Annotated in this window: 10 protein-coding genes; 1 reads left to right on the top strand and 9 read right to left on the bottom strand. The window is 44.3% G+C overall.

All coding sequences use genetic code 11. From position 1 onward, the window contains the following. Window positions 1–194: 194 nt before the first annotated feature. The 9 genes from IT291_04265 to rplU all read right to left on the bottom strand — a co-directional run bounded on the left by IT291_04265 (window position 195) and on the right by rplU (window position 8,905). Window positions 195–791 carry a DNA-3-methyladenine glycosylase gene (locus tag IT291_04265; GenBank protein ID MCC6220439.1) on the bottom strand — a complete coding sequence of 199 codons (597 nt, stop codon included), beginning with the start codon at window positions 789–791 and terminating at the stop codon, window positions 195–197. Beyond that, complete coding sequence (locus IT291_04260) at window positions 788–2,617, bottom strand: flippase-like domain-containing protein (GenBank protein ID MCC6220438.1); 1,830 nt, start codon at window positions 2,615–2,617, stop codon at window positions 788–790. Before IT291_04260 ends, IT291_04265 begins: the two co-directional genes overlap by 4 nt. Next, window positions 2,614–3,495 carry a ComF family protein gene (locus IT291_04255; protein ID MCC6220437.1) on the bottom strand — a complete coding sequence of 294 codons (882 nt, stop codon included), beginning with the start codon at window positions 3,493–3,495 and terminating at the stop codon, window positions 2,614–2,616. The genes IT291_04260 and IT291_04255 overlap by 4 nt, the downstream gene beginning before the upstream one ends. 5 nt (window positions 3,496–3,500) lie before the next feature. Next, entirely contained in the window at window positions 3,501–5,108 is a 1,608-nt protein-coding gene (locus tag IT291_04250; protein MCC6220436.1) for a 2,3-bisphosphoglycerate-independent phosphoglycerate mutase, read from the bottom strand. Between the two features lie 33 nt (window positions 5,109–5,141). After that, window positions 5,142–6,485: a hypothetical protein gene (locus IT291_04245; GenBank protein MCC6220435.1), complete on the bottom strand. Its 1,344-nt coding sequence runs from the start codon at window positions 6,483–6,485 to the stop codon at window positions 5,142–5,144. A gap of 78 nt (window positions 6,486–6,563) precedes the next feature. Beyond that, on the bottom strand, window positions 6,564–6,986 hold the full coding sequence (gene rsfS, locus IT291_04240) for a ribosome silencing factor (GenBank protein ID MCC6220434.1): 423 nt from the start codon (window positions 6,984–6,986) through the stop codon (window positions 6,564–6,566). A gap of 97 nt (window positions 6,987–7,083) precedes the next feature. Then, window positions 7,084–8,130 (bottom strand): GTPase ObgE, encoded by a 1,047-nt coding sequence (obgE, locus tag IT291_04235; protein ID MCC6220433.1) that lies wholly within the window; start codon window positions 8,128–8,130, stop codon window positions 7,084–7,086. Between the two features lie 156 nt (window positions 8,131–8,286). Then, window positions 8,287–8,532, bottom strand: coding sequence for a 50S ribosomal protein L27 (rpmA, locus tag IT291_04230; protein ID MCC6220432.1), 246 nt, complete (start codon window positions 8,530–8,532; stop codon window positions 8,287–8,289). 61 nt (window positions 8,533–8,593) lie between these two features. Continuing rightward, window positions 8,594–8,905, bottom strand: coding sequence for a 50S ribosomal protein L21 (gene rplU, locus IT291_04225; protein ID MCC6220431.1), 312 nt, complete (start codon window positions 8,903–8,905; stop codon window positions 8,594–8,596). 403 nt (window positions 8,906–9,308) lie between these two features. On the opposite strand from rplU, the gene IT291_04220 reads away from it, so the two are divergent. Beyond that, window positions 9,309–10,562 (top strand): ATP-binding protein, encoded by a 1,254-nt coding sequence (locus tag IT291_04220; protein ID MCC6220430.1) that lies wholly within the window; start codon window positions 9,309–9,311, stop codon window positions 10,560–10,562. Window positions 10,563–10,706: the final 144 nt, after the last annotated feature.

Here is a 10,706-nt window from a genome sequence, read left to right as displayed (position 1 = left end):
TATACCGTTTCCAAAAAGTAACTTAAATATTTTACTTTTTGGAAACGGTATTTGTTGTTTATTGGCAAGTGCTTACGCACTTGCTGTTTATACCATTTACAAAAATCATTTTTGTAAATGGTATAAATGGTATAAAATGACAAACCAGAACCTACTTTATTATCGCAAGAATTAAGGCAGATGTTCACAAAATTTTATTTCTTAGAAATAAAATTGCAGTCCCTAATATAATATCTAAGCGGAAGCTCGGTTCCTTTTGAAATTCCTATTCTGGTGGTGCGTAATATATCGATTTCTTGGGAATTGTATTTTTGAAATTCACTGCTATCGCTAGACATTAGCTTAAGAGCCCCCGACATTAGAGTTTGGCCATCATGGCGCTTATCAATTCCCATTGCCATCACTAATTTGCCAGGGCCATTGCAGAGTGTTTTTAAATCGCTTGTGTTCCTGTGGCGCTCCATCAGCGAAATTCCCTCGATGGGTTCAAGGGCGCGGATAAGGACAGCTTCGCCTTTTCCCTTCTCGGCGGTAACTACATTGAAACAATAATACATGCCGTAGACAAGATAGACGTAGGCTCTTCCCGCTGGGCCAAACATTGAGGCGTTCCTATTCGTCATGCCCTTGTGTGCGTGGCAGGCGGGATCGCCGTCGCTGAGATAGGCCTCCGTTTCAACTATGCGACCTACAACGCGCCCATAAGGCAAATCGTGAACTAAGAAAGCTCCCAGGAGTTCTTGAGCAATGACTTCAGTCGTTCTTGCAAAAAAATCCCGTCGTAAGATCATTTGGAAGTGTCGTAGATACCAATGAGATCGCGAAAGCGAAACTTTAGAACGTCTAATAGCATAGCCATAGAGTCGACTAGTAAATTAACTTTTGAGCCTGGGATGTTTGTCCAATTAATGGGGACTTCTATGATCTTAAAGCCACCCTTTCTGGCTATAAAGAGTATTTCTACGTCAAATGAATAGCGATCGGCACGGGCGCGACTAAAGGCGTATCTAGCTGCCTCCTGCGAAAATAACTTAAATCCGCACTGAGTGTCTGCAATTTTGGGAAGTATAATAAAGTTTACTAAACCGTTAAAAATCCGGCCTAACGCCTTTCGGTAAAAAACCGTTTTTACAGATGTATCCTTAGAGTATAGCGCCCGAGAGCCTATTGCGATGTCGGCTCCATTTTTGATTGCCGCTTCTAGCTTTTCGATTTCCTTAATTGGCGTCGCGCCATCGGCATCGTTATACAATACGCATTCCCCGATCGAATTGTATATGCCGAAGCGGACGGCGTAACCTTTGCCTCGGTTATATGGGTATGTCAAAAGTCTTATGTTTTTGTGTTTTGCCTCAAACTCTCTTACGCGTTCTGACGTTTTGTCCAAACTTCCATCATCCACTACCAAGACTTCAAATATGGTGTCACGGCCATTAAAATATTCTACTATTGAGGCAAGAGTTTTTGATATTCTATTTTCTTCGTTATAGGCAGGTATGACGATCGACAATTTCACATCGCTAGCCTTATCCTTCTTGTGCCATTCGCTCGGAGGAACACGGCTCATGTTTAGCGCAGTGTCATTATCGCTTTTTTGCGTCGAGTCGCCTTCGTCTGTTAACTCATTTTCTGATTCCAAATCCTTATCTTCCGGCAAATGACCTTTCATCTGTATAAGAAAGAACAACAGTCCGGGGAACCCAACTACGACAAACTGTATGAGATGCTGACTTGCTACCATAGCAAAAGCAGTTTCCCTAGATATGCCTATTTGAACGAGAGCTAATGTAGCAAATGCTTCAATTACACCTATGCCACCTGGTGCGGCAGGGATTAGCGAGCTGAAATTGACGGCTGCGAGAAAAAGGCTGAGAGCTCCAACTGTCATTTTCATATCGAATGCCGCCGATACCTGGTAGTAAGCTGCGAGCTCTACGAGCCAGACGATAAGCGATGAAATTGCAATCAGCGTTAAGCGCGAGGGCCGACGCATCGGTTCTAAACCGTCTATAAAGCGCCGGGCGCGCACTAGTGTGTAACTAGACAAATGACCCGAAAACAGTCTCCCAAGGCGATCGAGAAGAGAGTAGGCTAAATTGCTTTTAACCAATAAAATGGCAGTTAATAAAGCCGCTACGCCGAACAAATACGAGACTAAATAAATCTCGCGTCCTTGCGCAATTTCGGCAGGGTTTGCCCCAATGGTGAACAGGATGGAAAAAATGGTACTAATCATCACCCCGTCGGCTAATCGCTCACCGGCTATAGTTGCTAAAACAGGTGTGCGAGTCTGTTTCGTGGCCTTTGCTCCAAGATGGGCCCTTATTATCTCCCCTAAACGAGCTGGCAAAATGTTATTCATAAAAAAACCAACATTAAGACAGCGAAATGAAGCTGAAAACGAAGGAGGATTATACTTAAAGAAAAAAGGCCAGCGCCATGAACGGAGAGCGTAACTTGCTGATGTGAATGCTAATGCGAGGACTAGATTAAACGCGTTGACGGATTTAATTTGATTGAATACTTCTTCCCCTTCTATGCCTTGAGCTATCCACAAGAGCGCGACCGCAGATATAAACACGCAAATTGCATTAGCAAATTTATGTCGCCGACTCATGCAACAAAGCTCTCCGCAATGTGTTGTCTAGCAGAATTCAAGCGCAAACTGCCAAAATGTTTAGAGCGCGAAATGGTCAGAGCATCTACGCTAATAGCGCCCGCATCGAGCAAGCACCAGGCCGCAGACCAAAGACTAGCTCCTGTAGTCATTACGTCATCGATTAAAACTATTTTCTTTCCCTTAACTACCTTCCCTCGTGCCGCAAAAGCGGATTTTGCGTTCTGAAAGCGCTCTTTGTATCCCAGTTTTGCCTGCGCAAGGCGATTCGTCGGCGAATACAGTGCCTCAAGGCTTGCACTAACGCCAAGATTGCGACTGAGTATTCTTGTGATAAAAGCCATGTGCGCGTAACCGCGCATTCGCGTAGATGAGTGAGAAGAGGGTAGGGGCAACATTAGATCCCAAACCGACTGTACAGCACTAATGTCGTTAATATTCGCATCGGCAAAAATTGGCAAATAGTGTTCTGAGCCGCACAAAGCGGCGAGGAGTTGATTTGCAAAATAGTTTGCTAGCCGATGTTTGTTGCCGTATTTGAATGCTTTTATGCAGTTTTCGGCCTGGTTCTCATAGTACCAAAGCGAGCGAACGTATCTAAGTGGTGGTGGCCACACTTCGCAGGCTACGCAAATGGGATTTTTTTGGTAATTTGGTGGAGATGGCTCTCCGCAGCGAAGGCAGGAATGCAGAGCATCGTGCAAATTCGCAATATTGCTCGCGACAGGTAGTTTGCGGGAAACGAGATTGCATGGGGTTGCTCGTCTTGCGGGATCGCACTGCGTGCAAAGGAGCGGCTTCGTATTGCTACTCTTTAGTGCGCCGCTACATACGGCACAAGTTGGCGGATATATAAAATCTAAAACGCGCGATAACATGCAAACTATAATAATAAGGATTTACCAGTCATTTCTGCCGGCTGCGAGATTTCTAGCAGCTCGCAAATGGTCGGTGCAATGTCGCAAAGTGAGCCATTTTGTTTCAATGTTACATTGGCGAAACCTTTTCCTACAAGAAAAAAAGGAACTGGAAACGTGGTGTGAAAGGTATGAGGTTTGCCAGTTTTGTAATCGATCATTTGCTCGGCGTTTCCGTGATCTGCGGTTACTATGGCTATGCCGCCCTTTCCTTCTATGGCCGCAATTGCGCGGCCAAGACAGGTATCTACCGCTTCCACTGCCTTTACGGCCGCAGAAAAATTGCCAGTATGTCCAACCATGTCGCAATTTGCGTAATTTAGGATTATGACGTCCACTTCATCATTGGCAATTTTACTCAATAAAGCGTCGGTAACCTCAAAGGCGCTCATCTGAGGCTTTTGATCGTAAGTGCTAACATCTCGTGGCGAAGGTATTAGTATTCTACTCTCTCCCGGATCCTGCTTCTCTACTCCACCATTAAAAAAATAGGTTACGTGTGCATACTTCTCCGTTTCTGCGATGCGTAGTTGCCGCAAACCCGCCTTTGACAACACATTGCCCAAATGATTGCTAACTACCTGAGGTCGAAAAAGCACTTCTACGTCGAAATCGGCCTCGTATTCTGTCAGTGTATGAATGGAGTTAATTTTAGGCACAACTGCTCGTTCAAAAAAGTCAAAATTGGCAGCACAGAAAGAGCTAACTATTTGGCGCATGCGGTCTGCTCTAAAGTTAAAAAACAATATTGAGTCTCCGTCAGCTATGGTAGCCGGACGCTCTATGGAATCCAGCGAAAAAACTAAGGGCGGGAGGAACTCGTCAGATATACTTTCGCCATATTTTCCCGCTAGAGCGCTTAGTGGGTCATGCGCTGGCGCACCTTTGCCGAGGGTAAAGAGCTCATAGGCAATTTGGGTTCTCTCCCATCTATTGTCCCGATCCATTGCAAAGTAACGACCAATCATAGATGCAATTCGCAAATTCAATAGAGCAGGGAACTCTTGCCTTACGCCGCGCAAGAAATCCAAAAATTCACTTATTTCGTCCTGAGCTGCTTGAGGGGGGCGATCCCTTCCATCGGTAATGGCGTGAATGAATATATTTTGTACTCCTTGCTTAGCTGCCTCCGTAATCAAGGATTCTAAATGTTTTATGTGGCTATGCACCCCGCCCTTACTCAGTAGGCCAATTAAGTGCAAAGCTTGTTTAGGATTATCTCTAAGATGCCTCAATAGATCGTTTAAGACAGGTAGTTCGCTTAATCTGTTGGTGGATGTATATCGATTAATCCGGCTTAACTCTTGCTCTATAACCCTTCCGCCGCCGATGTTTAAATGGCCAACCTCAGAGTTGCCCATTTGTCCTTGCGGCAACCCTACGCGTTCGCCGCAGGTAATTAGTTCAGTGTATGGGCAGGAGCGATGCAGGCTGTCTAGCGTTGGAGTTTTTGCATGGCTAACTGCATTTGCCTCGGTGTTTGGGTTATTCCCGAGCCCGTCGAGAATAATTAGTGCCAGCAATCGCCTGGATTTGCTCGCTAAGCTGCAATTTTTCGCTCTCGTTTTTGCCATAAGCTCATTGCAAATCGCTATTTTATTCTCACGTCATTGCGTTAAGTTGCTAGTCGTCGCCAAAATGGCCTTGTCATTGGTAGCTGATAACTCATCGGTTGCTGGATGCAAGGCTGCACTTCCGTTTGTGCCAGCCGTCTTTGAAGGCAAATAACCAGTTATGCATTTATCGCGCTCGATAATGCTTTTTAATATTCGGTTTGCTTCGGCGTGTCGGCCCTCGTGGTGAAGGATGCTCGCTCTAACTAAGTTTACATGTCTAAGCATGTTATCTGAAATTTTTCCTTGAGTTTCGATTTGCTTTAACTCATCTTTAGCCTCTATAGACTTGTTAAATGCTAAGAAAAGATTGGCCAAAAAAACTCTTTCTCCAAGAGAAAGTTCGGCAGCTTTTTTGTAATTAATGGCAGTTTTTACTGCATCGACTGCTGCTGCTGAATCGTTAGCATCCAGCCACATCGATGCTATGGATTTTAAGTAAACAATCTCTCGCGTTACCTGATAGGCTCTCGTCCACAGTTTTGACGCCGCCTGAAGTTTTGATTGACCGCGTTCTATCTTGGCTAGAGCGTCGAGTGCGGGCGGAAAGTCTCTATGTTTTCTCAATATTGCTTCTAGGGCAGATCTAAGTTCTAAGGAATTTTCGCTATGCTTAGTCTCAGTGTAGCGGAGTTCTAGTTCTGCAAGTTCTTGGTTGTAAGCCTCCTGCTCTTTTCCGTAAGCTGCCGACAGGACTTCCTTAGTATATGCAATTGCCTCGTCGTAGCGTTTAAGGTTTTTACAACACGTAACTATTTTTTTTAGCGCAAGGATATTTTTGGGATGAGCATTTAGAACTATTTTTAAGTTGTCGTATGCAGCGGTGTAGTTCAGCAAAGCTTGATTGATTTCAGCGATTTTAAATAACACGAGATAGCTTCCAGCATTATTTAATCGCGCCCGTTCTAATACTCTTAGGCAATCATCTGTTTTGCCTTGCTTTTCATAGACCTGTGCCAGTGCTAGCCACGCTAAGACATTGGAGGAATCCTGATTTACGATTTTTTCCAAATTGGTTTTAGCCGAACTAAAACTATCAAGTGCTAATAGTTCGCTTCCGCTTTGCAAAAGTTGCGAATGGTTGGTGAGGCGTTTTCGCTTAAGTTTGTCTTGCCAATCTTTAAAGGAATGTTTAGCACCTAAATATATTGCAACGGCGCCAAGCATGGCCGTTCCCAAAAAGAAAACCGCCATTAGAACGATTGCTAAAGGTGCTTCCCAAACTTTTCCGGGAGCTAAGGTGACTGTAACTGCGTGGCGGTTGAAGTAAAATAGATAGCCCGCTGCTGTGCCGACGAGCAAAAGAGCAATAATATACTTCACTATTCGATTAACCATATACTTGCCTCTTCGGGAAATGGAAATATTGTGCAAATGCAAATCAAATAAAGATTTTGCCGTTAGCTCGTCTTTTTCTTAGAACATGCCGGTGCGCAATTTCTTAGCCTCAGCCTCTAGCTCCGTGCTGAGCGATAGACGTGGCGCATGTTTCCATACTTCGTCCAGGCCGTAGTACTGGCGAGTTTGTTCCAAGAAGACATGAACGACGACATTACCATAGTCAAGCAGAACCCATTCTGCAACTTCGTAGCCAATAGAAGAGATAGGTTTTTCCCCTCTCTCCCGCAAATCGTGCTTTATCTTGTCCGCAATGCCGCGAACATGGCGAGCTGATGTGCCGCTAACTATAATAAAATACTCTGTTACATCTGAAATACCCTGAAGATTTAGGCCAGAAACATCCCTAGCCTTTTGCTCAATGGCTGATGTCATGGCCTGTGTCGCAATTTCGTATCCAGATAAGTGATTTGGGGATGTTAGGCTATTAGTTGATGTCATTTTAGCGCTAATAGCCTATTGTTGGAGGAATTGTATGAGATTCTTAATTCCATAATCGCAGCTTTTTGCTGCGGCACATAAATTATAAGCAATATAATTACCTCCTAATAAGTTTATACAACTCTTCTAAAAGATTCTTAATGCCTTGCTTGTTTATAGCAGAAATTAAGTAGCTTTTAAACCCCATTTCTTCAAATACACCTCGCGTTAGATTGTAGGCTTTTTCGGATTGGCTCAAGTCTCCCTTGGAAAATACTATTATTCTCGGTAGCTTTATCAAAGTTGCTGAGAACTCTCCCAATTCATTATCTATAGCCTTAAATTGCCGAATTGCCGCCTCTACTATATAGGTATCGTCATTTTTTTCTGCTTTGTTAACTTCTCTTTCGTTGGGCGCTGAATCGACACTTACGTCGATAAATTGGGCAAGGACTTTTGTGCGTTCGATGTGTTTAAGAAAAGTTATGCCCAAGCCTTTGCCAAGATGGGCTCCGGGAATAAGGCCCGGGATGTCGGCCACGACAAACTTCCTATCTTCTCCCAGATCCACTACGCCGAGGTTTGGCCTTAGCGTTGTAAATGGGTAGTCGGCTATTTTAGGTGACGCTGCTGATATGCTGGCGATAAATGTAGATTTTCCAACGTTTGGCAATCCAACTAGTCCAACGTCCGCGATGGATTTTAGTATTAGCGTAAATTCGAATTTCTCTCCAGCTTGTCCAGTCTGAGCGAAGTCTGGGGCCTGATTTACGGCTGACTTAAAAAACGCGTTTCCCTTGCCACCATTTCCACCGCGAGCCGCAATCCAGCGCGCCTTGCCAGAAGAAATATCGGCAACCAACTTATCGCCAAAGAATACCTGTGTTCCAACTGGAACCTTGCAGATAGTATCTAAGCCGTTCTTGCCGGTTCTCTGATTAGCTTCGCCGTCATTCCCATTTTCGGCGGTTATTATTGGATTAAAGCTAAAATCGATCAGTGTATTGAGTCCAGACTCGGCCTGAAAAATAACACTTCCGCCGCTTCCTCCGTTGCCACCATCGGGCCCACCAAATGGAACAAACTTCTCTCGTCGCCAAGACACGCATCCACTGCCGCCATTTCCAGCGACTACAGATATTTTTACTTCGTCAATAAATCGCACAGAGGTAACGCTTAGGTGTTATATGGGCACTGGCATTTGCGCGGCATAGATTAGACGGAATGACGTGGTACGACGCGAAATAATAAATAGCTAGGCCCCAAAAAAAATATATTATCCCAAAAAAATATATTATCGCTGTGCTACGGCAAACTGCATTTAGTAAACGCTAATGACCTTTCTTCCGCGCTTGTCCTCAAAAGCCACGCTTCCGTTCTTTAGTGCAAAAAGAGTATAGTCGCGCCCCATGCCGACATTATTTCCTGGGTGGAACTTGGTGCCTAGCTGTCGAACCAATATGTTTCCAGCAATTACGCTTTCACCACCAAACTTTTTTATTCCTCGACGCTGCCCCCTCGAGTCGCGTCCATTGCGCGACGAACTGCCCGCCTTTTTATGTGCCATAGAAACCTCGTTGGTAATAGAATATTCTAAACTCTGAAATATTAAAAAAATGCTTTAAAAGCTAGCAGACTATATTTTTCACACGCACCTGCGTAAAGCTCTGGCGATGCCCCTTTTTTACTTGCTTGCCATGGCGGCGTATCTTCTTAAAAGCAATCAGCTTTTTTGCCCTGCCGTGGCGCATAATCACTATATTCACGGCAGCTCCTTCGACTAATGGCTGCCCAACTTTTACTTCTGCGCCATTATCTACCAAAAGGACTTCGCTAAGCATGAGGTCGTCACCAACCTCTCCCTTAATTTTCTCAATATTAATAATACTGTCAGGCTCAACCCGATACTGTTTTCCACCTGTTCTAATGACGGCAAACATTTTAAATCTCACTTAAAATTAAATATTTAGGACTCAGACACAACCAAATAAGCGCTGCATCCTCGCATAAAAGTAAGGATAAAACAAGAGTGACATAAGGGCTAGCGTAGAGTTGTTCCTTATTCATGCCTAATTTTTCTATGTTTTAATATAAGTGTACGCCGTTGCGACTCTGTGGGTAGTTCGCATGGCATGATGTAGTGCAGCCGGTTTATTGCTTTCGTTGGAGCTACTCGATTCCAGCGTCTATTTGCTTCCGTTATTTCAATGAGTTACCTCGCGTTGCTTCAAGCCACTTGAATTTTCCCATAGACTCCGAGGCTATTTTAGGGGGTACGGCATTTATCGCTAGGTTTTTGTTCTGCTGTTGTTGTAATTATCAAAAAAGGCTATTTTGATAATTATGAATACGGCACTTATCAATGCGCTAAAACGTCAGGCCAAGGAAGTAGAGCAAATTCTAAAGTTTGGCGTTGTTGGAAGAGAGAAGGTCGAGGCTAAGCTTCGCTCGTATCTTCCTATGGCGCAAGTAAAGGTCATTCTTGGACCTAGGCGTGCGGGCAAATCAACTCTTGCTCTTAAGTCGTTACGGGGCGAGAGATTTGCTTTCGTGAGCCTTGAGGATGAAGTGGTTTTGGGTGCGATTGCCGAAAATGATGAGCTCATGGAGGCGCTTGAGCTTGTCGAGCCGCAGGCAGAATATTACGTGCTCGACGAGATCCAAAATCTTCCCAATTGGGAGATTTTCGTAAATCGCCAGCAGCGCCGCGGAAAGAACATGATTATTACTGGCTCAAACTCAAAATTACTCAGCAAGGAACTTGCGTCCTCACTTACCGGCCGCCACATTATCGTTGAATTATTCCCATTTAACTTTGAGGAATATTGTGTTGCGCGCTCGATAGATGCAACGGCTGTTAGAGTCGATGCGCTAGATAGTTGGATGGAACTTGGCGGATTTCCCGAGGTAGTTTTGCAAAGAACTGATCCTGCTGCCTATTTGCGCACTCTCTTTGATGCTGTAATTTTACGCGATGTTGTTAATCGCCATCGCATCAGAAATACCGTGGCAATTCGCAGCCTCGCGAATCTCTTAATTAATTCTGTAAGTTCGCGTTTTTCGGCGCGAAGTTTGGAAAGGGCTTTGCACCAAGTTGGATTTGCTACGATTCAAAAATATTTGGGATATCTTCACGAGGCCTATCTTTTTTTTGAGCTTCAGGCATTTAGTTACAAGACGCGCCAGCGCATTTCTTCTACGCGAAAGATTTACACGGTTGATAATGGATTTGTAAGCGCATGTTCCGATCAGACTCGGAGTCAGCGCGGAGCACTCTTAGAAAATGCAGTTTTTGTAGAACTCCTGCGCAGGGGACATGTTTGCAATTTGTCTCTTTTTTATGTTCAGACTTCCCAAAAGAACGAAGTGGATTTTTTTCTGCCTAATTCTAATCCCGGCCCCGAGCTCATTCAAGTCTGTACCTCATTAGATAATCCCTTAACCGTAGAAAGAGAATTAAGGGCGCTAAGGCAAGCCGCGAGAGAATTTGGCGCAAAGCGTTTAACTATTATCACCTTGCGCGACGAAGCAAGCTATGAGGTAGATGGAACCCCGGCAAACGTGGTTCCCCTAATTAGTTGGTTAAGAGAGGTTTAGGTTCTAATAATCAGGTCTCTTTTCGCTCTTTGCACTAAAGTTTGCAAATTTATACCTTATTGCTTTGGCAGAAGATTGCTCTTGTCACATTGTAGCCAATGGGCTACAATACATACATGTCGTCTGATAATAATAAACTAGTTA

It is taken from the genome of Deltaproteobacteria bacterium, assembly GCA_020845775.1.
In the GTDB taxonomy this organism is placed as follows: Bacteria; Bdellovibrionota_C; UBA2361; order SZUA-149; family JADLFC01; genus JADLFC01.
Note: the sequence above shows the minus strand (reverse complement) of the source record. Positions and strands in the feature narration are given on the sequence as shown.